The 22,026-nt window shown below is 61.4% G+C and carries 25 protein-coding genes and 1 tRNA gene; 14 read left to right on the top strand and 12 right to left on the bottom strand.

Going from position 1 to position 22,026, the window contains the following annotated elements; translation table 11 throughout:
- Positions 1 to 123: 123 nt before the first annotated feature.
- Together EET67_RS04380 and hpt are read left to right on the top strand one after the other, a co-directional pair.
- Positions 124 to 768 (top strand): hypothetical protein, encoded by a 645-nt coding sequence (locus EET67_RS04380; RefSeq protein WP_128624997.1) that lies wholly within the window; start codon positions 124 to 126, stop codon positions 766 to 768.
- A 3-nt stretch (positions 769 to 771) separates the two neighbouring features.
- Positions 772 to 1,314: a hypoxanthine phosphoribosyltransferase gene (gene hpt / locus EET67_RS04375; RefSeq protein ID WP_128624996.1), complete on the top strand. Its 543-nt coding sequence runs from the start codon at positions 772 to 774 to the stop codon at positions 1,312 to 1,314.
- 11 nt (positions 1,315 to 1,325) lie between these two features.
- On the opposite strand, the gene EET67_RS04370 is transcribed toward hpt, so the two are convergent.
- Both EET67_RS04370 and EET67_RS04365 read right to left on the bottom strand, forming a co-directional pair.
- The gene (locus EET67_RS04370) at positions 1,326 to 2,237 is read right to left on the bottom strand and encodes a lipid kinase (protein WP_128624995.1); all 912 of its coding nucleotides are present in this window, start codon (positions 2,235 to 2,237) and stop codon (positions 1,326 to 1,328) included.
- Between the two features lie 70 nt (positions 2,238 to 2,307).
- A complete protein-coding gene (locus tag EET67_RS04365) occupies positions 2,308 to 3,231 on the bottom strand; it encodes a DMT family transporter (RefSeq protein ID WP_128624994.1) in 924 nt (307 codons plus the stop codon).
- Positions 3,232 to 3,469: 238 nt separating this feature from the next.
- Here EET67_RS04365 and EET67_RS04360 point away from each other — a divergent pair, with 238 nt between their 5' ends.
- The 5 genes from EET67_RS04360 (at position 3,470) to EET67_RS04340 (ending at position 9,208) form a co-directional block, all read left to right on the top strand.
- Positions 3,470 to 4,357: a LysR family transcriptional regulator gene (locus EET67_RS04360; RefSeq protein WP_128624993.1), complete on the top strand. Its 888-nt coding sequence runs from the start codon at positions 3,470 to 3,472 to the stop codon at positions 4,355 to 4,357.
- Positions 4,358 to 4,570: 213 nt separating this feature from the next.
- Positions 4,571 to 5,188 (top strand): J domain-containing protein, encoded by a 618-nt coding sequence (locus EET67_RS04355; RefSeq protein WP_128624992.1) that lies wholly within the window; start codon positions 4,571 to 4,573, stop codon positions 5,186 to 5,188.
- An 85-nt stretch (positions 5,189 to 5,273) separates the two neighbouring features.
- The gene (cobS, locus tag EET67_RS04350) at positions 5,274 to 6,260 is read left to right on the top strand and encodes a cobaltochelatase subunit CobS (RefSeq protein ID WP_128624991.1); all 987 of its coding nucleotides are present in this window, start codon (positions 5,274 to 5,276) and stop codon (positions 6,258 to 6,260) included.
- Between the two features lie 6 nt (positions 6,261 to 6,266).
- Complete coding sequence (gene cobT, locus EET67_RS04345; RefSeq protein WP_128624990.1) at positions 6,267 to 8,159, top strand: cobaltochelatase subunit CobT; 1,893 nt, start codon at positions 6,267 to 6,269, stop codon at positions 8,157 to 8,159.
- A gap of 26 nt (positions 8,160 to 8,185) precedes the next feature.
- Complete coding sequence (locus EET67_RS04340; RefSeq protein WP_128624989.1) at positions 8,186 to 9,208, top strand: esterase-like activity of phytase family protein; 1,023 nt, start codon at positions 8,186 to 8,188, stop codon at positions 9,206 to 9,208.
- A gap of 43 nt (positions 9,209 to 9,251) precedes the next feature.
- Here the strand turns inward: EET67_RS04340 and EET67_RS04335 are convergent, their stop codons facing one another.
- Entirely contained in the window at positions 9,252 to 10,352 is a 1,101-nt protein-coding gene (locus tag EET67_RS04335) for a saccharopine dehydrogenase family protein (protein WP_128624988.1), read from the bottom strand.
- A gap of 122 nt (positions 10,353 to 10,474) precedes the next feature.
- Between EET67_RS04335 and EET67_RS04330 the strand changes: the two genes are divergently transcribed.
- Positions 10,475 to 10,903, top strand: a complete 429-nt coding sequence (locus EET67_RS04330) for an Lrp/AsnC family transcriptional regulator (protein WP_128624987.1) — start codon at positions 10,475 to 10,477, stop codon at positions 10,901 to 10,903.
- A 12-nt stretch (positions 10,904 to 10,915) separates the two neighbouring features.
- Here EET67_RS04330 and EET67_RS04325 read toward each other — a convergent pair.
- A tRNA-Arg gene (locus EET67_RS04325) sits at positions 10,916 to 10,992 on the bottom strand.
- A gap of 110 nt (positions 10,993 to 11,102) precedes the next feature.
- Entirely contained in the window at positions 11,103 to 12,266 is a 1,164-nt protein-coding gene (locus EET67_RS04320) for a M20 aminoacylase family protein (RefSeq protein ID WP_128624986.1), read from the bottom strand.
- 201 nt (positions 12,267 to 12,467) lie between these two features.
- On the opposite strand from EET67_RS04320, the gene EET67_RS04315 reads away from it, so the two are divergent.
- Both EET67_RS04315 and EET67_RS04310 read left to right on the top strand, forming a co-directional pair.
- Positions 12,468 to 13,613 carry a D-alanyl-D-alanine carboxypeptidase family protein gene (locus tag EET67_RS04315; RefSeq protein WP_128624985.1) on the top strand — a complete coding sequence of 382 codons (1,146 nt, stop codon included), beginning with the start codon at positions 12,468 to 12,470 and terminating at the stop codon, positions 13,611 to 13,613.
- An 8-nt stretch (positions 13,614 to 13,621) separates the two neighbouring features.
- Positions 13,622 to 14,731, top strand: coding sequence for a CobW family GTP-binding protein (locus EET67_RS04310; protein WP_128624984.1), 1,110 nt, complete (start codon positions 13,622 to 13,624; stop codon positions 14,729 to 14,731).
- Positions 14,732 to 14,820: 89 nt separating this feature from the next.
- Here the strand turns inward: EET67_RS04310 and EET67_RS04305 are convergent, their stop codons facing one another.
- The 5 genes from EET67_RS04305 to EET67_RS04285 form a co-directional block, all read right to left on the bottom strand.
- Positions 14,821 to 15,846 carry a PRC-barrel domain-containing protein gene (locus EET67_RS04305; RefSeq protein ID WP_128624983.1) on the bottom strand — a complete coding sequence of 342 codons (1,026 nt, stop codon included), beginning with the start codon at positions 15,844 to 15,846 and terminating at the stop codon, positions 14,821 to 14,823.
- Positions 15,847 to 16,096: 250 nt separating this feature from the next.
- Positions 16,097 to 16,276, bottom strand: coding sequence for a hypothetical protein (locus EET67_RS04300; protein ID WP_128624982.1), 180 nt, complete (start codon positions 16,274 to 16,276; stop codon positions 16,097 to 16,099).
- A gap of 101 nt (positions 16,277 to 16,377) precedes the next feature.
- Positions 16,378 to 16,833, bottom strand: coding sequence for a hypothetical protein (locus EET67_RS04295; RefSeq protein ID WP_128624981.1), 456 nt, complete (start codon positions 16,831 to 16,833; stop codon positions 16,378 to 16,380).
- A 29-nt stretch (positions 16,834 to 16,862) separates the two neighbouring features.
- Positions 16,863 to 17,207, bottom strand: a complete 345-nt coding sequence (locus EET67_RS04290) for an ElaB/YgaM/YqjD family protein (RefSeq protein WP_128624980.1) — start codon at positions 17,205 to 17,207, stop codon at positions 16,863 to 16,865.
- Between the two features lie 196 nt (positions 17,208 to 17,403).
- Complete coding sequence (locus EET67_RS04285) at positions 17,404 to 18,165, bottom strand: Crp/Fnr family transcriptional regulator (protein ID WP_128624979.1); 762 nt, start codon at positions 18,163 to 18,165, stop codon at positions 17,404 to 17,406.
- Between the two features lie 141 nt (positions 18,166 to 18,306).
- Here EET67_RS04285 and EET67_RS04280 point away from each other — a divergent pair, with 141 nt between their 5' ends.
- Positions 18,307 to 18,696: a response regulator gene (locus EET67_RS04280; protein WP_245450723.1), complete on the top strand. Its 390-nt coding sequence runs from the start codon at positions 18,307 to 18,309 to the stop codon at positions 18,694 to 18,696.
- Here the strand turns inward: EET67_RS04280 and EET67_RS04275 are convergent.
- On the bottom strand, positions 18,682 to 19,230 hold the full coding sequence (locus EET67_RS04275) for an RNA polymerase sigma factor (protein ID WP_128624978.1): 549 nt from the start codon (positions 19,228 to 19,230) through the stop codon (positions 18,682 to 18,684). The two genes, EET67_RS04280 and EET67_RS04275, sit on opposite strands and share 15 nt — an antisense overlap.
- A 5-nt stretch (positions 19,231 to 19,235) precedes the next feature.
- Positions 19,236 to 19,433 (bottom strand): NepR family anti-sigma factor, encoded by a 198-nt coding sequence (locus tag EET67_RS04270; RefSeq protein WP_128624977.1) that lies wholly within the window; start codon positions 19,431 to 19,433, stop codon positions 19,236 to 19,238.
- Positions 19,434 to 19,647: 214 nt separating this feature from the next.
- Between EET67_RS04270 and EET67_RS04265 the strand changes: the two genes are divergently transcribed.
- From EET67_RS04265 to EET67_RS04255, 3 genes are all read left to right on the top strand, one after another.
- Positions 19,648 to 20,442, top strand: a complete 795-nt coding sequence (locus EET67_RS04265) for a response regulator (protein ID WP_128624976.1) — start codon at positions 19,648 to 19,650, stop codon at positions 20,440 to 20,442.
- A gap of 139 nt (positions 20,443 to 20,581) precedes the next feature.
- On the top strand, positions 20,582 to 20,746 hold the full coding sequence (locus EET67_RS04260; protein WP_108606680.1) for a DUF1328 domain-containing protein: 165 nt from the start codon (positions 20,582 to 20,584) through the stop codon (positions 20,744 to 20,746).
- A gap of 161 nt (positions 20,747 to 20,907) precedes the next feature.
- On the top strand, positions 20,908 to 21,939 hold the full coding sequence (locus EET67_RS04255) for a sensor histidine kinase (protein ID WP_128624975.1): 1,032 nt from the start codon (positions 20,908 to 20,910) through the stop codon (positions 21,937 to 21,939).
- The last annotated feature ends 87 nt before the right edge of the window (positions 21,940 to 22,026 follow it).

Raw genomic sequence — 22,026 nt, 5'->3', positions numbered from 1 at the left:
CATGGTTAACCATCGGTTAAATTTCACCGCCATCCACAGCCTGATTCGCCGATGGTGGCGAAGCATTAACTAATTCCGCGTACCTCCGAAATCGGGAAAGTTCGTGAGGATGACCCGTCCGCAATGGCCGATATTCGCACCGCACGCCCGGTTTCCGGCGAAATCATGACGGAGGCGGTGTTCGACGCTGCGCCCGGCCGCTCTCTGCCGGGCGAAGACCACGACATTGTCGAAGCGGATTATGAGACTGTCCTGGCGCCGGATGGTGCCCCCCGGCACGAGCATGCAAGAAGCTTCGCCGCAGCGCGGGCGCCCGGCGGCATGGACATGCTTCGCCACGCAATCGACGCCGATGAGCCTGCCCGCGGGTCGCCGCGAGCCGGGCCGCTTTTCTGGGTGATCGGCTTCGTGCTTGCCGCCGCTGCAATCTGGACATCGGGCGGACATTCGCTGATCCGCCCAGCCGCCTTGCCTAGCCTGGCCGACGCCGGGCCGCGGATAAGCATCACCGGCATCACCTCGCGAATCGAGGAAACCTTGACCGGGCCGGTGCTGCTGGTCGAAGCCGAAGCGATCAATGGCGGTTCCCTTCCAACGATGCTGCCGCCGCTTGAAATCCATGTCACCGGCAATGAGGGGAAGACGACCCGCTACAATCTGGGGACAGCGGCAGAACCATTGGCGGCGGGACACAGATTTGCCTTTTCCAGCCGCCTTGACGTGCCTAAGAACGGGGTGAAGATGGTTTCTGTGACGTTCGGGGAGTAGGCGATGCCAATCGTGCGCGACAAGGAGATCGAGGTGCTGTTCAGCGCTTCGGCGATCGCCCGGCGCAACCTGGAATTGGCCAAGGAAATAGCCGCCCGCGACTATACCGATCTGCTCGTCATCTCGATCCTGAAAGGCTCCTTCATCTTCGCCGCCGATCTTATCCGCGCCATGCACGATGTTGGCCTGTCGCCGGAAGTCGAGTTCATCTTCATCTCGAGTTACGGCACCGGCACCACGAGCGGCGAGGTCCGCGTGCTGCGCGACATCGACAATGAGGTGGCCGGCCGCGACGTGCTGCTGATCGACGACATACTCGAATCGGGCAAGACGCTGCAGTTCACCCGCGATCTCATGCTCTCGCGTGGTGCAAAAAGCTGCTCGCTTGCGGTGCTGCTCGACAAGCGCATGCGCCGCAAGACCACGCTCGATGCCGATTATGTCGGCTTCGACTGCCCTGACTATTTCGTGGTCGGCTACGGCATGGATGTTGCCCATGCGTTCCGGGAACTGCCCTTCGTCGGCGTGGTGAAAGGCGACGCCTGAGCGGCCCTTCGCTATTTCGCCTTCTCTGCGTCGGGCGTAAAGACTGATATAGCCTTCGGCCTGATGCGGAAATGCGCCGGCGTCCACGTGCTGAGTTCGCCATCGGTGTTGACGGGCCGCGGCCGGCTGGTGCGGATCGTCACCTCGGTGGTCTGGAAGGCGCGGACATCGTCCCAACGCCCATGCGTGCCCTTTCGCAGGCTGGGCAACAGTGCCAGCAACCGCCACCAGTGATCGACCTCGAGGCTGTAGAAATCGAGCTTGCCGTCATCGGCGGTTGCGGTTTCCTCGACCGTCATGCCGCCGCCATAGTGGCGGCCGTTGCCGACCGAAACCTGCAGTGTCCTGATCTTCTCGGTGGTTCCGTCGTGGTCGAGATAGGCGGAAAACAGCTGTGAACGGGCAAGAATCCGTGCCGCGGCGATACCATAGCCGAGCTTGCCCCAGCGCTTCTTGGCATGTTCGGTCAGGTCGGCAGCAAGTTCCGCACTGAAGCCGATGCTGGCGACATTGAAGAACAGATGGCCGTTGACTTCACCGAGATCGATGGGGGCCTGGAAGCCGGCGGCGATGATGCGGGCAGCCTGTGACGGGTCCGGCGCTATGCCAAGCGTGCGCGCGAAATCATTGGCGGTGCCCAGTGGCAGGACGCCGAGCGGCAAGCCGGTGTCGACCAGGCCGGGAGCCGCCGCATTCAGTGTCCCGTCGCCGCCGCCGACAATGACGAGGTCATATGATTCAGCCTCCCGCCGGATGAGGTCGGCCATGGTCTCATCGCGGCTGATGGCTGTCTCGGTGGCATCGATCCCGCTTGCGCGCAGGATCTCGACGGCGGCGCGGATCGATCCGGTGCCGCGCCGCGCCTTCGGATTGACGACGAGAAGCGCCCGCTTTCTGGATTTCGGTTTCGGCAAGGTCGCCATCCTGTGGTGGTCGAATCGACCCCGCAGATAGGATCACGAAATGGCCAAATAAAGTACGGCGCCTGTCTTCTTATGCGGGCACTTTTCGCCCCAGACGGAAGTTGAGAGCAAACAGGCCTGCGCCAACGATCAGGCAGGCCCCCGTCAGGGTCGAGCCGTGCGGAACCTCCGCAAAGAACAGGAACCCCCACAGCGGCGCCCACAAAATGCCGGTATATTCGAAGGTCGCGACGATATTGGCAGGCGCGAGCCGATAGGCTTGCGACAGCAGGATCATGCCGATGGAGGCGATCACGCCGCATGAGGCCATCAAGAGCAGATCCGTCACCGTCGGCCACACCCAAGGCCGAATGAGGAATTGCAGGCTTGGATGGACCAGTCCCTCTATGGTGACAACCGAAAACAACACGCTGACCACGGCTGCGCCGAGCAGATAGACCCCGTTCTGATAGAAGGTCATGACGGTTGGCGACTCGGTGGCACCGAGTTTGCGCGCCATCAGTTGCGAGAATCCGTAGAGGCAGGCGGCGAGCAGCGACAGCATGGCCGCCCATTCGAATAGGCCTTGGCCGGGCCGCAGCATCACCAGCACACCGGCCAGCCCGACAAGGGCCGTCGCCAGGGTTTGCCACGCCACGCGCTCGCCGAGATAAGGACCGGCCATCACCATGATGAACAGCGGTGCGGTGAAATAAAGCGCCACGGCGTCGGCCAAAGAGAGCGCCGCCAGCCCCAGATAATAGGCGGTGTAGGAGGTGAAAAGCGCCAGCGCCCGCACGATGAGCAGCCTGCTGCTCGGCGAGTGCAGCGCGGCGAGGCCGACATCCCTGTGAACGATGGCCAGAAGGATCGGCAGGGCCACGACAGACCTGATCGCCATGACCTGCATCAGCGGATAGGAGCCGGAAACGGCCTTGATGATCGGATCCTGCAGCGAAAAGACCAGAATGCCCAGACACAGACACAAAATGCCGCGCAGGATGCGGTTTTGCATGATGGCGAACGCCTTTCGCGCTATTCCCTGGCGAAGCCGCTCGATGCTTTGACAAAAAGAACCCGCGGCCCTTCTCGGGACTGCGGGTGAGTGAGGACTTTCTGCCAAAACGGGCGCCGTGCAATCGCAGCGCCTTTGTCTGCATCTTCGTTCGGGAACGACTATCCACCGCAGATTGACATGTTTCAAACGAATTGGAATGATGCCAGCAATCAATATTTCTTATGGCTGAAGCGATATGACCATCCATCTCGACAGCGACTTGCTGCGGACCTTCGTGGCGGTTGCGGAGGCGGGGAATTTCACCAAGGCAGCCGATCAGGTCAGCCGCACGCAATCGGCCGTGTCCATGCAGATCAAGCGCCTGGAGGACATGGTTGGCGACATGCTGTTCGAGCGCGGCCCGCGCGGCGTCAGCCTGACCCGGAAGGGCCGGGAGCTCATCACCAATGCGCGCCGCATCGTCGCTCTCCTCAACGAAACGGCAGCATCGCTGAAAGCTGCGCCGCTGGACGGACCTGTTCGGATCGGAATTCCCGAGGAGTACGGCCATTCGATCCTGTCGCGGGCGCTGGAGGTTTTCGCCAAGGTGCATCCGAGGGTCGAGATCACCGTCAAATATGCGCATTCAGCCTCGCAGATCGCGGCACTGGAGGCAGGAGAACTCGACCTTGCCGTCATTTTCGAATGGCAGGATTATTCGGATGGCGAGGTGCTGATGCGCGATCCCACAGTGTGGGTCACGTCCAACCTGCATTCGCTTCATGAGGAAACACCGCTGCCTGTGGCGCTCTACAACCGTGCCGGCTGGTGCAAGGATTTCGCCATCAAGTCGCTTGAGGAGCGCGGCATGGCCTATCGCGTCGCCTATACGAGCGACACCACAGGCGGCCTCAAACTTGCCGTTGCTTCAGGTCTTGCCATAGCGCCGATGTCGCGCAGCAATATTCCTTCCGGGTGCCGCGAACTGACGGCGCAAGACGGTTTCGGCGAGATCGATGCCTCCAATGTCGTGCTGCATCGCGCGCCCGGCCCCGCAAACGAGGCGGTGGAAAGCATGGCAAAAGCCATCCGCGACGCCTTCTTCTCGCGTCTGACGGTAACCGTCGCGCCTCCCGGCGCCTGAAGACCGGTTCAACGGCCTCACCGAGGGTCAATCGTCGCTCTTGAAATGACCGCATCCGCATGCCCATTTGGGCTATGGCTACGATGCTGCGCCACAATGCGGGCGAGACGGCCCGGCCGAGGAGCCAAGTTGCCGCGATTCAGCGGTCAGAGTGGTCATTGCAGAAAAGTCAATTCTTGTTCTGCACAGCCAACTTCCCCTAAATGGGCAGAAATGAAACCCTATCCAAAATATTTCGAAAAGATTCGGGTGCGCCCGGATCCGCAGGCGGAAGCCAAGGCACAGGCGCCTATCTGCCAGTGGGACGGCTGCAAGCAGCCGGGCACCCATCGCGCGCCTGTCGGCAGGTTGAAGGAGGGCGAGTATTTTCGCTTCTGCTTCGATCACGTGCGCGAATACAACAAGGGCTTCAACTATTTTTCCGGCGTGCCCGACAGCGAGATCGCGCGTTTCCAGAAGGAGGCCCTGACCGGCCACCGCCCGACCTGGACCATCGGCACCAATGGCTCGATGCGCTCGGCTCCTGATTTTGCCCAGCAGCGCTCCGGCCGCGCTGGCTACTACAACCGCATGCGCGACCCCCACAATATGTTCGGCGGCCCGCGCGACCCCGGCCAGGCACGCGAGCGCAAGGCAAAGCCGCTTGAGGCCAAGTCGCTGGAAACGCTTGGCCTTACCACAAAGGCGACTGGCGCGGAGATCAAGGCGCGCTATAAGGAACTCGTAAAACGCCACCATCCCGATGCGAATGGCGGCGACAGGGGTTCGGAAGACCGGTTCCGCGATGTGCTCCAGGCCTATCGCGTGCTCAAACAAGCGGGTTTGTGTTGAGCGTCCAGTCTGCTAAAGACCGCTCCCGAATGTGACAGGATTACCGGCGGGAGGTGACGCTTTCGCCCGTGGAGACATCTGGACGATGAACAAGGTCGATCGCGACATCGCAAACCTGCCGGACACCACCGTGTCGGTGCAAGAGAAATTCGGCTTCGATTCGAAAATGGTCGTGCCGGCCTATTCGGCGACCACCGAACATGTGCCCGATATCGATCCGGACTATCTGTTCGACCAGCAGACGACATCGGCGATCCTCGCCGGATTTGCCTATAATCGCCGCGTCATGGTTTCGGGCTATCACGGCACCGGCAAGTCGACGCATATCGAGCAGGTCGCCGCGCGCCTCAACTGGCCCTGCGTGCGCGTCAATCTCGACAGCCATGTCAGTCGTATCGACCTCGTCGGCAAGGATGCGATCGTGGTCAAGGAGGGCATGCAGGTCACCGAATTCCGCGACGGCATCCTGCCCTGGGCCTATCAGCACAATGTCGCGCTGTGCTTCGACGAGTATGATGCCGGCCGCCCCGACGTGATGTTCGTCATCCAGCGCGTGCTGGAGAGTTCCGGCCGCCTCACGCTGCTCGACCAGAGCCGCGTCATCCGCCCGCATCCGGCCTTCCGTCTGTTTGCCACCGCCAATACGGTCGGTCTTGGCGACACGACCGGCCTCTATCACGGCACCCAGCAGATCAACCAGGCCCAGATGGACCGCTGGTCGATCGTGACCACACTGAACTACCTGCCGCATGAAAACGAGGTGGCGATCGTCCTTGCCAAGTCCAAGCACTATCGCAACGACAAGGGCCGCGACATCGTCAATAAGATGGTGCGCGTTGCCGACATGACGCGTTCGGCCTTCATCAATGGCGACCTGTCGACGGTGATGAGCCCGCGCACGGTCATCACCTGGTCGGAAAATGCCGAGATCTTCGACAATATCGGGCTGGCTTTCCGGCTGACCTTCCTCAACAAATGCGATGAGCTCGAGCGCTCCATCGTCGCCGAATTCTATCAGCGCGCCTTTGGCGAGGATCTGCCGGAATCATCGACAAACGTCGTTCTGGGGTAGGTTTGCGTGGCGGGTCCGGGCGACAATACACGCGGCAGGCCGAAGACCGGCGGCGAGGCGGACGCCTTCAAGCGCGCCGTCACCGTTTGCATGCGCGCAATCTCGGGCGACCATGAGCTGGAGGTCGCCTTCGCCAAGGACAAGCCGGCGCTGGCAGGCAACCGGGCAAGGCTGCCCGAACTGCCGAAGAAGGCTTCCAGGGCCGACATCGCGATAACTCGCGGCCTCGGCGATTCCATGGCGCTCAAGCGCGCCTGCCATGATGCGCGCATCCACACCAGGCTTTCGCCGGAAGGCAAGCAGGCACGTGCCGTGTTCGACGCCGTCGAGCAGGCACGCGTGGAAGCGATCGGCAGCCGCGCGCTCACCGGCGTTGCCGACAATATCGGCTTCATGCTGCAGGACAAATACGTCAAGGCCAATCTCGCCGATGTGTCCAGCCAGGCCGATGCACCGCTGGAGGAAGCGCTGGCGCTGATGGTGCGCGAAAAGCTGACCGGCAGGCCGGTGCCCAAGAGCGGCGAGAAGCTGGTCTCGCTCTGGCGCGACTGGGTGGAAGACAAGGCCGGCGCCGATCTCGATGGGCTCATTTCCAAGCTTGACGACCAGCAGGCTTTCGCCCGTTCCGTGCGCGATATGCTCGCCTCCATGAACATGGCCGAGGAACTCGGTGACGACCAGCAGGACGACACCGAGGACGACAATCAGGACCAGCCGGAAGGATCGGAACAAAGCGAGGAGAACACCGAGGACGATTCGGGTGCCGACCAGTCGCAATCCGAAGAGTCCGAAACCTCCCCCGAGGATGAGCAAGCAGGCGAGATGGAAGCCGCCGACGCCACTTCCGACGAGATGTCGGACGATGACGACGCCGATGCCGAGACGCCGGGCGAGGCCAAGCGCAAGGACGATCCCTTCGCCAATCTGCCGCGCGAGGTCGATTACAAGGTCTTCACCACCGGCTTCGACGAGACCGTCGGTGCGGAGGAATTGTGCGAGGAAGAGGAGCTCGACCGGCTGCGCGCCTTCCTCGACAAGCAGCTCGCCAATCTTTCCGGTGTCGTCGGGCGCCTCGCCAACCGCTTGCAGCGGCGGCTGATGGCGCAGCAGAACCGGTCCTGGGATTTCGATCTCGAGGAAGGCTATCTCGACCCGGCGCGCCTGGTGCGCGTGGTCATCGACCCGATGCAGCCGCTTTCCTTCAAGCAGGAGCGGGACACCAAGTTCCGTGACACTGTCGTGACCCTGGTTCTCGACAATTCCGGCTCGATGCGCGGCCGCCCGATCACGGTGGCGGCCACCTGCGCCGATATTCTTGCCCGTACGCTCGAGCGCTGCGGCGTTTCGGTCGAGATCCTCGGCTTCACCACTCGCGCCTGGAAGGGCGGGCAGGCGCGCGAGAAATGGCTGAAGGACGGCAAGCCGGTAAATCCCGGCCGCCTCAACGATCTGCGCCATATCATCTACAAGAGCGCCGATGCGCCATGGCGCCGCGCCCGCCGCAACCTCGGCCTGATGATGCGCGAAGGGTTGCTCAAGGAAAACATCGACGGCGAAGCTCTGTTGTGGGCGCATCAGCGCCTCATCGGCCGGCCGGAACAGCGCAAGATCCTGATGATGATCTCCGACGGCGCGCCGGTCGATGATTCGACCCTGTCGGTCAATCCGGGCAACTATCTTGAACGGCATCTGCGTGCCGTGATCGACCTGATCGAGACGCGCTCGCCGGTCGAATTGCTGGCCATCGGCATCGGCCACGACGTCACCCGCTACTATCGCCGCGCCGTCACCATCGTCGATGCCGAGGAACTCGCCGGCGCCATGACCGAGCAGCTGGCCGCCCTGTTCGAGGAGGAACCCTCGCGCGATCGCCGCGGCGGCTTGCGTCGGGCGTCGTGAACACCGCTTCCGCGCCGGTCATCTGAATGCCCCCTCACCCGGCCAATCCTGCACGCATATTTGCGTATGCCGCCCTGAACTTATCGCTGCTCATTGCGCCGGTTCACGCCGATCCCTCAACGGTCGAACCGATCGAAGTCTCCTCGCGCCAGATCACGCAATTCCATATCGGCCGCGACGAGACGCGGTTCGGCCCGCTGGAGTTCGTCGGCGGGTTGGAGATGACATCGCCCGGGCGCAATTTCGGCGCGCTGTCGGCCATGCGCTTCCTCTCGCCGGGAGGCAATTTCATCGGTGTTGCCGATACCGGCTTCTGGTTCTTCGGCCGGCTGGAGCGCGACGAAGACCAACGCCCGACCGGCATCGCCGATTTTCGCATGCAGCAAATGATTGACGAGGCCGGCGAACCGATCTTCGAAAAATGGCTCGTCGATGCGGAAGGCCTCGCGATCCGGGGCGGCATTGCCACGGTCGGCTTCGAGCGCAACCAGAGGGTTGCCCAGTTCCGCATCCGACCGGAAGCGATGAAAGCCCCGTTCCGGCAGCTCGATTTCCTGGTTCCAGCGCATGAGCTGCGCATGAATCGCGGCTTCGAAACCATTGCCTATGCACCCGAGGGCGGACGTCTCGGCGGCGCGCTGGTTGTCGTTTCCGAAAGAAGCCTGGACAAAAATGGCGACATCTTTGCCGCCGTGCTCGATGGGTCGCAAAAGGGTGTTTTCAGCGTCAGGCGCGGTGACAGCTTCGATATCACCGATGGCGCCTTCCTGCCGGATGGCGACCTGCTGCTACTGGAGCGCAGCTTCAGCATGGCGCAGGGCGTCAAGATGCGGCTCAGGCGCATCGAGGCAGCCACGATCGGCCGGGGCAGGCTTGCTGACGGCCCGGTCATCATGCAGGCCGACATGAACTACCAGATCGACAATATGGAAGCGCTCGACATATGGCGGCGCAGCGACGGCGCCGTCATGGTGTCGCTGATGTCGGACGACAACCACTCGATCCTGCAGCGCAACCTGTATCTGGAGTTCCGTTTGCTGGAGGAGTGAGCGTCTTTACCCTCCCCACAAGGGGAGGGTAAAGCCCCGTCATCTACGCCGCCAGATGCGTGGCGCTTGCCTGCGCGTAGTTGCGGCCGAAGCGATTGGCCAGGAACGCATCCAGCGTGATGTCTTCCTGCCGCACGAAGCCTTTCGCCGGTAGCTTACCGTCCGCAAGCATATCCAGCACCGCGCAAATGCCCGACGCCGTGGTGATCTGGATGGCGCTCAGCATCGCATCGCCGATCATGTGGCTGTAGATCTTGTTGGCGTAGCTTTCCTGCAAGAGCCTGCCGTTCTTGCGCCCGCTCACCGTCACGAAGATCACCACCACATCCTGCATGGTCGCAGGCAGGGCATTTTCCAGAATGTCCTTCAGCACGTCGCGGCGGTCGCGCAGGCCGAGATCATTGAGTAGCGCCTTCATGATCGCGGCATGCCCGGGATAGCGGATGGTGCGATAGTTCAACGTGCGCACCTTGCCCTTGTAGGTTTCGCACAGCGTGCCAAGCCCGCCCGAAGTGTTGAATGCCTCATAGGTTATGCCGTCCAGCGAGAATTCCTCCCGCTCCTCCAGCGGCGGAACCGACACCAGTTCGCCATCGACGATCGCCTCGCACGGCTCGCAATATTCGTTGATGACGCCGTCGGTGCTCCAGGTCAGATTGTAGTTCAGCGCGTTGGAGGGATATTGCGGCAGCGCGCCGACGCGCATGCGCAGGCTTTCCAGCGTGTCGAAACGTTTGGCCAGATCATTGGCAACGATGGAAATAAACCCCGGCGCCAGTCCGCATTGCGGGATGAAGGCGCTCTGCGCGCCTTCTGCCAGTTGCTTGACACGGCGCGTGCTGGCGACGTCCTCGGTAAGATCGAGATAATGAACACCCGCCCTCGCCGCAGCTTCGGCGATCCTGGTGGTGAGGTGAAACGGAGCCGCGCTAAGCACGGCAAACTTGTCTGCCAGAACGGCATCGAGCGCGCCATCCTGGCCGATGTCGATCTGCCGCGCAACGATGCCGCGGCCGGGTTCCAGTGCATCGAGTTGCGCCTGCGAGCGATCGACCACGGTGACTTCATAGTCGCCCGTTTGAGCCAGCATGGTTGCGATGGTTGCGCCGATCTTGCCTGCGCCGACGATGACGACTGTCTTCATGGTGGAGCCCCTCGAAACTATCGATATCGCAAGAGGATAGCCCTGATGTCTGTCGGATAGCAGTATTTCATTGGACGAAGTATCGGTATAATCTAGGCAATCTGCCGAACGGATTGCCCATAATGACGACCGACAATGACCGTGCCCTGATCGGGCTGCTACGCGAGAACGCACGCGCCTCGACTGCCGAACTGGCGCGCCGCTTGGGCGTGTCGCGCACCACGGTGCAAAGCCGCATCGAGCGTCTGGAAAAGAGCGGCGTGATCGCCGGCTATGGCGTCCGGCTTTCGCCCGACTATGAACGGAACCTGGTGCGCGCGCATATTCTGGTGACGGCGCTGCCGAAGCTCTCGGCTTCAGTTGAGACCGTGCTGCGGCGTATCCCGGAAGTGCGCACGCTGCATTCCATCAGCGGCAGCTTCGATATGATCATCATTGTCGAGGCGCCATCGGTGCGCGACCTCGACGCATTGATCGACCGCATCGGCGCACTAGAGGGCGTGGAGCGTACGCTGTCCTCGATCATCCTCTCAACGAAGATCGACCGCTGACATTTAAGGAGCTGGTGATCCCGACAGGAATCGAACCTGTGACCTACAGATTAGGAATCTGTCGCTCTATCCTACTGAGCTACGGGACCAACCGGCCGCTACATAACCGTTTCCATCGCTTTCGCCAACGGCTTTCAGACAGGAAATCATCGATCGGGTGCCGTCTGCCTGCCGACCTTCCTACACCAGCCAGCAGATCTTAGGCAGCGAGAGCTGTCTCGGCCAGCCGCACCCAATAGCTGACGCCGTGCGCAATCGCCTCGTCGTTGAAGTCATAGGCGGGGTGGTGGAGGTTGGCCGTGTCGCCATTGCCGATAAAGATAAAGGCACCGGGGCGCGCCTCCAGCATATAGGAAAAATCCTCGCCGCCCATCAGCGGCTGCATTTCGGGATGCACCTGCCCCTTGCCGGCGATCTCCTCGGCAACTCCGATGGCGAACGCCGTCTCTTCCGCATGGTTGAAGGTCACCGGGTAATTGGCGTCATAAGCGACGGTAACTGTCGCCCCCATGGCCGCGCCGATGCCCGCACAGATTTCGTGGATACGTTCGCGCGCCTTGGCGGCCACTTCCTTCCTGAGCGTGCGCACCGTGCCGGCGAGCTCGACTGTTTCGGGAATGATGTTATAGGCGCTGCCGCCATTGAATTTCGTCACCGACACCACCACCGAATCGATCGGATCGGTGGTCCGCGCGGCAATCGTCTGCAAGGCGCCAACGATCTGGCTGCCGACCACGATCGGATCGACACCGACATGCGGCATGGCCGCATGCCCGCCCTTGCCCTTCACCGTGATGGTGAATTCGGCCGTCGCCGCCATGATCGCGCCGGGCCGTATGGCGAACTGGCCAATCGGCAAAGTCGGCATATTGTGCATGCCATATACCTGGCGGATGCCGAAGCGGTCCATCATGCCGTCCTGCACCATCGCCAGACCGCCCGCGCCGCCTTCTTCGGCCGGCTGGAAGATCACGGCGACCGAGCCTGCGAAATTGCGGGTTTCGGCGAGATATTTTGCCGCGCCCAGAAGCATTGCCGTATGGCCGTCATGGCCGCAGGCATGCATCTTTCCAGGCGTGTTGGAAGCATAGGGCTTGCCTGACGCCTCGACGATGGGCAGCGCGTCCATGTCGGCGCGCAGGCCGATGGCGGCGCCGGCGCCGAGATTGCCGCGGATGACGCCGACGACACCGGTGCGGCCGATGCCTGGAACCACCTCGTCGCAACCGAACTCCTTCAGCTTGCCGGACACGAATTCCGCCGTCTTGAACACGTCGTAATTCAGTTCCGGATTCTGGTGAAGCAGGCGGCGCCAGCCGGTGATCTCGTCCTGCAATTCGGCGGCTCGGTTCAATATCGGCATGTGGATAAGTCTCTCATTGTCCGTGGGTCCGTCAATCGGCTCTTACCATGCGCAATCGTGATCGTACACGCTTTGCCATCTTGGCGTCACATAGGCTAAATAGCACGCGAACAATTTCGTGCTGCTGAGGATCGGCCCGGCCTTCCCGAGCTTGCGGAGGCCGAGAGGCGCGGGCGGCATAAGGCGGATTCGGACACAACCATGCGACATTGGGCTTTTCCAAAGACATTTCCGGCGGCGTTGACGGCACTGCTGCTGTTGGCCGGCCCGGCCCTGGCTGGTCCGTCCATATTGTTCGACGTCAAGACAGGGCAGGTGCTGGAGCATGAGGACGCCTTCAAGCGCTGGTATCCCGCCTCGCTGACCAAGCTGATGACCGCCTATGTCACCTTTCGGGCCATCGACGCCGGTGAACTGACCCTGCAATCGCCGATCAAGGTCACCAAGACTGCCGCTGCCGAACCACCAAGCAAGATGGGCTACAAGCCAGGATCGGTGATGACGCTCGACAATGCGCTGAAGATGATGCTGATCAAGTCGGCCAACGACATTGCGGCCGCGGTCGGTGAAAATGTCGGCGGCACCATTCCTGCCTTTGCCGCGCGCATGAATGCCGAAGCCCGCCGCCTCGGCATGTCCGGCAGCCATTTCACCAATGCCAACGGCCTGCACGATCCGGACAATTATACGACCGCGCGTGACCTTGCCTTGCTGGTCCGGGCGATCCGCGTCGAATATCCGCAATATGCGCCCTATTTTGCCATTGAAGGCCTGCGAGCCGGCAAGGCCCGGATGAAAAGCTACAATCTGCTGGTCGGGCGCTTCGACGGCGCGGACGGCATGAAAACTGGTTTCGTCTGCGCCTCCGGCTACAATCTCATCGGCTCGGCTACGCGCAACGGACGCACCTTGGCTGCCGTCGTTCTCGGCCAGATCACGCCGCAAGGCCGCGCCGACAAGGCGGCGGACCTTTTGGCCCAGGGTTTCGCCACCTCTGCCTCCGGCTCGCTGACCGTTGCCGGTCTTATTCCCTACGGCGAGGGCCAAACCGTGGCCACGGATATGCGTGAGGCTGCCTGCGGCGCCAAAGCAGCCTCGGAACGGACACCGATTCGCGACAAGAACGGTAAGCTGCTCCTGAAGTCGCCTCACCTCAAGGACATGACGCGCGAGCCGCAACTGGTGACGGTTTCGCTCGGCGGCGCAACGGGTCCGGTTCCGTTGGCCTTTGCGGCGATCGAAGCCGAGAGGAACTACGCCGACGTGCCGATCCCCACCTGGCGTCCGGATATGCCGATACCGGGTTCGGCCCAGCAATCCGCCCAGGGCGACGACGGCCGGATGTAAGACTCAAGATGGCCGCCACTCTTTACCCAATCCCGGTTTCGGTGCTGACCGGATTTCTCGGCGCGGGCAAGACCACGCTGCTCAATCGCCTGCTCAGGGACCCCGCCCTTTCCGACACCGCCGTCATCATCAATGAGTTCGGCGACGTCGCGATAGATCACCTGCTGGTCGAGAAGGCCTCGGACGGCATCATCGAGCTTTCCGACGGCTGCCTGTGCTGCACGGTGCGCGGCGAACTGGTCGACACGCTGGCCGATCTGGTCGACCGCCTGCAAACTGGCAAGATCGAGCGCTTGAAGCGGATCGTGATCGAGACCACGGGGCTGGCCGATCCTGCCCCCGTGCTGCAGTCGATCATGGGGCATCCGGCGCTCGTCCAGGCATTCCGCCTCGACGGCGTCATCACCGCCGTGGATGCCGTTAATGGCGGGGCGACGCTCGATGCCCATGTCGAGGCCGTAAAGCAGGCCGCGGTCGCTGATCGTATCGTTCTCACCAAGGCCGATCTGGCAACCGACGCCGCCGGACTGTCGGCGCTGCGCGCGCGTCTTCGGCAGATCAACCCGTCAGCACCCATGCTCGACGCCGGAAGGGACGCAACGGGAGCCGCGTTGCTTGAATGCGGCCTTTACGATCCGGCGACGAAGACAGCCGATGTACGCAGCTGGCTGGGCGAAGAGGCTACCCACGCCGAACATCGTCACCATCACGGCGACGACCATGATCACCACGATCATCGCCATGATGATCGGGTAAAGAGCTTCACGCTGGTCCATGAGGGGCCGGTGCCCTATTCGGCGATCGAGATGTTCCTCGACCTGCTGCGCTCGACCCATGGCGAGAAATTGCTACGCATGAAGGGCATCATTGAAATCGCCGAGGACCCTTCCCGTCCGCTGGTGGTCCACGGGGTGCAGAAGATCCTGCACCCGCCGGCACGGCTACCGGCCTGGCCGGACCAGCTTCGCGGTACGCGGCTGGTGCTGATCACGCTCGACATGCCGGAAGATTATATCCGGCGCCTGTTTGCAGCCGTCACCAACCAGCCGTCGGTGGATACGCCCGATCGCGCGGCGGTGGTCGAAAATCCGCTGGCAATTGCAGGGATGAGATCCTGATTCCGGGCCGCCCGCCCCCATTCGACCAGGTATGAAAAAGCCCGCACCGTTTCCGATGCGGGCTTTTTATTTGGTTATTGTCGGCAGCCTTACTGCATCATGAGGCGCTGTTCGTCGCGCTTCTCGGCATAGGTGCTTTCATCATAGGCCGGCTGGGCATCCAGCTGTTCCTTGGTGAAGGTGGTATAGAGATACTTGTTGCCGTCCTTGTCGGTCATGAAGGACAGGTTGTCCATGCCAACGGCAACCTTCTTCTCACCAACGCCGAGGAAACCGCCCACATCAAGAATGATGGAATCAACCTTGCCGTCCTGCGACATCAAGACATCGCCGATTTCGCCGATATTGGCATCATCAGCGCCATAGACGGTCGTTCCGACCAGTTCCTCAGAGCTGATTTCGCCGGCCGGAACCTCGGTGAGCTGCGACTTGTCGATCGCCGCAGTCGTCGTGTCGTCGGTGGCGGCAGGCGCCTGGGCCGTGCTATCGGGAGCCGGTTCCGTGGCCGGGGCCTCGGCGGTGCTGTCAGGGGTAGGCGTAGCCGGGGCTTCCGCGCTTGCATCCGGAGCCGGAGCGGCCGGCGCAACCGCAGTGGTTCCATCCGACGGAGCGGTCGTAGTGTCGTCGGCAGGCGCCATCGCCGTTGAGTCGGTTGCAGGCGCAGTGCCGTCAGTGCTCACATCGGCGGGAGCTGGATCATAGGCGCGGCGATCGAAATCGGCCTGGGCCTGAAGCTGCTCCTTGGTGGTGTTCACCACCAGCCAGCGATCGCCGTTCTGCTCGGCCCATTCAACCTCGCCGTAATTTACGGCGACATTCTTCTCGCCAAGGCCCAGGAAACCGCCAACGCCGACCACCACGGCCTCAACCTTGCCATCGGCGCCGATCACGACGTCATTGACCTTGCCGATGTTCTCGGCGTCGTCACTGGTGCCGTTATAGACGGTTTCACCGATGATGTTGCTGGCAAGATGACCGTCAGCGCGGGTTACCGGAGCTTCAGCCGGAGCCTCCGTTGCCGGGGCAGGAGAAGCAGGCGCCGTCGTGTCCTGGGCATAGGCTCCGCCCGCCAACAGGACGGCGACGGCAGTCGTGGCCAAAAGGTTGCGGATCATGATAAACTCTCCTTTGCGTGAACTCGTTTGCGCTGCCGCGCTTGGCTGTACCGTCGCAGGGAAGCCGGCGCGGCCCCTACATGCCCACAACGTCCTCCCCTCGCTTCTAGTTCCGAATTTTTGCAGCGATGCGCTTTTAGGTTGCGCCAAACCTCGGCAAGAGCTCAGGCGACACGTGCCGCCGCGGCATGCCTGACACATTCTTGAGAAGGGTAGTGCTTGTTATAGCGGGAGCTGTCAGAACGGCTCGTCAATCTGTCTGGGCAGGTACGGATTGGCTGTCGGCGCTGTTGGTGTCGATGGCTTCGCCGTAAAACTCGACGCCGAACCATACCAGGCCTGCCAGGATCAAAGCACCGATAAGGACCAGCAACACCTGCCAGCCGCGCCGTCCTTGCCGCGCTTCTTCAGTCGGGATTGTCTTGGGCAACTTGACCTCCACAGCATCTGTGAAAGTCAATGCATGTCGCCAGCCATGGTTCCCGTCCCATTCAGTCGCGTAGCGGGCGGAAGGCAGCTTCCGCGGGATTCTCAATCCTCGTCCAGCGGTTCCCTGGACGGGCGCTTCGGACGGTTTTCCCGATAGATAGCATACGCAATCGCGGCCACTGCCGGCGCGGCCAAGGTGCCCAGGCCAGCCTTTCCGCGCAGGATCGTCGGCAATACCGCCAGGGCCGAAGCAACCGCGATCGTCGTCATGTCGCTGCTTCGGCGCTGCGCCGCGCGCTTCGCGCGGGACCCTGTGGTGATCTTATGGACCATCAGGACAATTGCACCAAGGACCAGGAAGCCCACGCCGAAACCCAGTGCCGCCTCGATCCCACCATAGCGCCGGGCCGCCCAGATGTAGAATGCGGCAACAAGGAAACCGGCGCCGCACAAAAAGGCGACACCGGCCAGCGCATAGGCCATTGCCGCCATGCGCGCGCGGCGCAAGGCAAGCAAGGTTTCGCCGGACGCGAAACTTGCGATAAGCGATGCCAGCATATTGCGGCCCCCCTCAATGAAATGGAATGTCAGCGACGAGACAACAGGGCAAACAGGAAGCCGATCCCTGCCGCCACGGCCAGCGACGTGATCGGTTTTTCGCGGACCGTCGCCAGGACCTGCTCCTCCACGTCACGGGCGTTGCTGCGCAGACCTTCAAACGCCGCCTCGCCCTGCGCCCGCAATTGATCGACGCCTTCCTTGGCCGCGCGCCGCGCAGTGCTGTAGGAATGCTCGCCGGTCGTCGCCAACTGCTCGGTCAGCTTGGCGATATCGGCGCGCAACTGGCGAATATCGGCCTCCAGATCCGGGCCCGCCCCATTCCCATCCGCTTGACCGGCGGATCTTGCACCCTTGCCTGCTGCTGCGACCATGTTCAACTCCTGTGTTTGGTGTCGGGTTCAAACGTGCAATCTGCGGTGAAGTTCCAATAGCCCCGCCGGCCAAACCGACCGCCTAGACCATGATGCCGAAAAGTCTGAAGCGGTTTTCGACCGACATCATGGTCTATCTAATTGATTTTGCCGCATGTATGCGACGCCAAGTGATTCCACTTAGGCGCAACATGCTCTAGACAAGCGGCCGCCGCGCCTCCCCAAGTCCTTCCCAGCGGGCCAGTTGCATCAATCCCTCGATATCGACGATCTCGCAGCCACCATCGCGCCACAACACGAGCTTGCGATTGATCAGCTTGCGGATGGTCTTGTTGGTATGGACGAGCGAAAGACCGAGCGTATCGGCAATATGCTGTTGGGTAATCGGAAGATTGAGCTTCTGGCTTCCATTGAGACCGACCGACTTTGCCCGGCTGCCCAGAAACGCGATCAGATATGCCGCCCGCTCCAGAGCACTGCGGCGACCCACGCTGAGCAGGTTCTCGTCGAGCATCTGCTCTTCGCGCGCGGCAATCCAGGTGATGTCGTAGCCGAGGCCCGGGTGATTGCTGTAAAGTTCATTCAGTTCCTCGCGCTGGAAGACGCATAGCATCATCGACGACAACGCCTCGACCGAATGCTGCATCTCGCCCATGACGCTGCCTTGCAGGCCGATCAGGTCGCCCGGCATCACATAGTTGAGGATCTGGCGGCGCCCGTCCGACAGGAGCTTGTAGCGAAACCCCCAACCGGTAAGAACCGTGTAGAGATGCGCGCTGTGGCTGCCTTCGACCAGGACGGTTGCCCCCTTGTCGACAGCCAATTCGCCTTTCTTGAAGCGGCTGATGAAAGCGAGTTCCTTCGGCTCGAACTCACGGAATATCTTCAGCGGCCGCAAGGGGCATTTCTCGCACGGATACCGCCGAACGGAAACGGGGCGCTCTGGTGGTGTTGGCAAATGATCCCCCGATTGTTGTGAAATCACAACGCATTACGGAGGCGGAGGTTCCGTGTCCCTGACCTGACCACCATGTCTTTTTTAAATGACAGGCAGCGCAATTGCCGCCATGAATATGCGCTTTCAGTCAGGTGGTTTTCAGTGCCCAATTTGCTTTCCGACATGCGCATTCTGGTTCTGGAGGACGAATTCCTCATAGCCATGGATGTGGAACAGCTATGTCGTGACAATGGCGCGGCCGATGTGGTCATCGCCCAGGACCTGACAGCGATAGATCCTGAACAGCCTGGCCCGAGCTTCGATGCCGCTATCCTCGACATCATGCTTGGCGGCATATCCACGCTGCCCTTTGCGCGCAAACTCCACGAACGCGGCGTTCCGTTCATCTTCGCGTCGGGTTACACCGATTTCGAGGAAATCCTTGCCGCCTTTCCTGGCGTCCTCGTAATCGGCAAGCCCTATTCTGGCGACGAGTTGATCGAAGCGGTGGCTGCGGCCTCGGGCCGTCTGGCCGCCTCAGGCAGCGCTTGAGCCCATCACCTGCGCGGAAATCGAATCCGGACCGTAATCCGCTTCGCCTGAAATCTTCAGTATCTCCTGCAGGCGGTTGCGAGCCCTGCTGACGCGGCTCTTGATCGTGCCGACGGCGCAACCGCATATTTCCGCCGCTTCTTCATAGGAAAAGCCGGAAGCGCCGATCAGGATGATCGCCTCGCGCTGATCCTCGGGCAGTTGCTCCAGCGCGCCGCGAAAGTCCTTCAGGTCGAGCAGCCCATGCTGGCTGGGATGGACCGCCAGACGCTCGGTCATGATCCCGTCGCTGTCCTGCACCTCGCGACCCCGCTTGCGCATTTGCGAATAGAATTCATTGCGCAGTATGGTGAAGAGCCAGGCCTTGAGATTGGTCCCCATCTGGAAACTCTCATGCTTGTCCCATGCCTTGACCAGGGTTTCCTGGACCAGATCATCCGCCTTGTCGGCGTTCTGGGTAAGCGACACCGCAAAAGCACGCAGATTTGGGATCGTGCCGAGCAAATCCTGCTTGAATTCCGGTGAAACCGCCATACGGATCAACCCTTCTTCTCGGCAGGTTCGGTTTGTTCCAGTTGCCTAAGCAACTGGGCGAAGCGGTCAGGAATCTCCTCCGACACCAAACCGTCATAATATTGCTTCAGCTTTCGTCCGATTTCCGAATTCGGGCCGAGAAGCTCAGCCGACCCATTGCGGCGCCGATCGGCTTTCTCGGGGTCGGGATTTGGTTTCTTCATTTCCTAGGTTCGTCCTGCTTTTTCAGGCTGCCAATCAAGTTCCCGTTAAAACAAGGCGAACGAAATCGACATCTGGTTGGCCCAAATTCACCCGACAACGCCGGGTCTCCAAATTAGTTCCGACGGCGGGGAACTTTTTCATGAAAGGCTCGTTGAGGGCGCAAGCGTTTCAACTTAAATCTGTTCTGAAGCCATCTGAGGGAACCAGCATATCATGAGTCTGTCAGCAACTATTGCTCCCCATTTACCTTTTCTACGCCGTTTTTCCCGGGCTGTTTCCGGGTCGCAGCAAAGCGGCGACGCATTGGTGGCCGCCATGCTTGAGGCGATCATTGCTGATGTAAGTATCTTCCCGGAGGCATCGAGCGAACGCATAGCGCTCTACAAGGTCTTTGCCCGGCTGTTCACCTCGGTCGCCATCCGTGTCCCGCAGGAAGAACTGGCTTCCGCCTGGGAGCAGCAGGCTGCCGCCAATCTCGGCGCGCTCTCGCCCCAGTCACGCCAGGCTTTCCTGCTTGTCGCGGTCGAGGGCTTCACCCATGAGGAAGCGGCTGAAATCCTTAACGTCAGCGAGGAAGATTTCGGCGACCTGCTCGCGCTGGCAAGCAGTGAGATTTCGCATCAGGTGGCGACCGACGTCCTCATCATCGAGGACGAACCTCTGATTGCCATGGACATCGAGGAAATGGTGGAAAGCCTCGGTCATCGTGTGGTTGGAACCGCAAGGACGCATGCCGAAGCGACGGCTCTGTTTAGCAAGACGCATCCCAAGATGATCCTGGCCGATATCCAGCTTGCCGATGGCAGCTCGGGCATCGACGCCGTCAACGAAATCCTGACATCGACGGCGGTGCCGGTGATTTTCATCACCGCCTTTCCCGAGCGGCTGCTGACCGGCGAGCGCCCGGAACCGGCTTTTCTGGTCACCAAGCCCTTCAATCCGGATATGGTGAAAGCCCTGATAAGCCAGGCGCTTTTCTTCGACCGTCAGGCCAAAGCGGCCGCGTAAACAGACGCCATGGCTGCGCAAGCCATCCCCAAAGGTCGTCACCAGTGTGGCGGCCTTTTCTTTTGCCTCAGCGAGAGAGCCAAGGAACAAAGAAGCTGCCTTGGCGTTTCTTCATCATCAAAGTTTCAGGAGATTGATCATGCTTTACTGGGCTCTTGTATTCCTTGTCGTTGCCATCATTGCCGGCGCGCTGGGTTTTGGCGGCATCGCCGGCACTTCGGCTGGCATCGCGCAGATTCTGTTCTTCGTTTTCCTGGCTTTCCTGGTGATCTCGCTGATCGCCGGCCTGTTCCGAAGGGCATGACCCCGATTCGCGTGCTGAAAGCCGTCCCCCTCAAGCGGCTTTCACATGACCGCCGGGCAGTGTCGAAAGGCGCTGTCCGGCGGAACGTTTTGAAAGACTTGATATTGCGGTAGCCCGCCCAAGAAAGATTGCGCGGGGGACCGGCTGGGAAAGCAGGTGCGATGAACGACCCCAAAGGCAGGAAGCGTGGTGGCGCCAGCCCCCGCCCAGGCGCGCCGGAGGTGGAACATGATCGCGGGCGCAGCCTTCTCCATGCCCTGCGCAACACCGGAATAACCGTTCTCTATCAGGACCTCGATCTTAGGGTCCTGTGGGCGGAAAACATGCCGGCCACCTGGTCGGCCGAGGAGATCATCGGCAAGACCGACAGCGATTTCCTGCCCGCCGCACAGGCGGAACTTGCCCTGAGCGCCAAAGACAGGGTCCTGGCGTCGCTTCATCCCGAGCGAATTGAGATCAGCATCCCCCATAGTGGCGGAGCGCTGTGGTTCGATGTGTGGATCGACGCTGACCAGGGACCCGACGGCACAGTGCAAGGGATCGTCACCACCGCGGTGGACAGAACCGAAAGCAAGCGGCGCGAACAGACCCTGAAGACGTTGCTGCGCGAACTCAGCCATCGCTCCAAGAACCTGCTCGCCATCATCCAGAGCATTGCCACGCAGACCGGCCGCTATTCCGGGACCATCGACAACTTCCTTTCACGCTTCCACGGGCGCCTGCAGTCGTTGGCCTCCTCGCAGGACCTGGTCACCTCGTCCAATTGGCGCGGGGCGGATCTGCACGAGCTGGTCGTCGGCCAGGTGGCGCGCTACAGCGCCCAAACCGGCAATTCCGTGCTGTTTGAAGGGGTCAATCCCTATCTCAATCCCAATGCCGCCCTGCATATCGGCCTTGCCATGCACGAACTGGCGGTAAATTCACTCAGCTACGGCGCCCTCGCCAGACCGGGCGGGGTGGTCACCGTTGCGGCACAATTGGAAAACCACTCTGCCGATCGACCTACGCTGTCGCTCGTATGGACCGAATTGGTCGGCACGCCGATAGATGGGTTCGGCGAAAGGCGCTTCGGCAGCGTTGCATTGGAGCGCGTCGTTCCGCGATCGCTCAATGGCTCCTCGAGCCTCAGCATCGAAGGCAATCGGCTGCAGTATCGCCTTCTCGTTCCGAGCGGCAATTTCGAGATCGACTGAACCTGGCCTTTTCTTCTGTCCTGACGCGGTGCCTGAGGAAATTCAGGGAACTTTGTGCCCCAGGAATTCGTTTCCATGGCGGGAGGA

It is taken from the genome of Borborobacter arsenicus (assembly GCF_003934165.1).
GTDB classification, from domain to species: domain Bacteria; phylum Pseudomonadota; class Alphaproteobacteria; order Rhizobiales; family Rhizobiaceae; genus Pseudaminobacter; species Pseudaminobacter arsenicus.
This window is presented reverse-complemented; position numbering and strand designations above follow the sequence as displayed.